Origin of the sequence: Alteromonas sp. ALT199 (assembly GCF_018619335.1) — a bacterium.
Classification (GTDB): domain Bacteria; phylum Pseudomonadota; class Gammaproteobacteria; order Enterobacterales; family Alteromonadaceae; genus Alteromonas.
In genome coordinates, this window is record NZ_JAHHDX010000116.1 from 1,117 (window position 1) to 1,434 (window position 318).

General features: G+C 43.4%; 1 protein-coding gene and 1 pseudogene. One reads left to right on the plus strand and one right to left on the minus strand.

All coding sequences use genetic code 11. The annotated features are described in order from the left end of the window. Positions 1-15: 15 nt before the first annotated feature. Positions 16-141 carry a DUF1330 domain-containing protein gene (locus KL866_RS20645; RefSeq protein ID WP_409173986.1) on the plus strand — a complete coding sequence of 42 codons (126 nt, stop codon included), beginning with the start codon at positions 16-18 and terminating at the stop codon, positions 139-141. A gap of 25 nt (positions 142-166) precedes the next feature. Here the strand turns inward: KL866_RS20645 and KL866_RS12410 are convergent. Continuing rightward, a pseudogene (locus tag KL866_RS12410) lies at positions 167-318 on the minus strand (tRNA (uridine(54)-C5)-methyltransferase TrmA); the annotation flags it as partial.

Here is a 318-nt window from a genome sequence, read left to right on the forward strand (position 1 = left end):
CCCGCCATTCGCGTTATCATTCAGTGGCCTTCAAAACAAAGCGCACTCGATTTTATGTCTGACCCAGAATACCTACCGTTACTAAAACTAAGAATTGACGGTTCAGTTAGCCATCACGTTCTTGTTGAAGGCAAAGAGTAGTAAATAAAGATGACTTACACGCAAACTAGCCTTTGCGTGTAAGTAGAACACCTGCCTCAATGTGATGAGTGAACGGGAACTGATCGAAAAGCGCAGACTGCGCGACATTGTGGGTTTCACTTAAAAGCGCAAGGTTTTGCGCCAAAGTTTCAGGGTTACAAGAGATATACACAATAT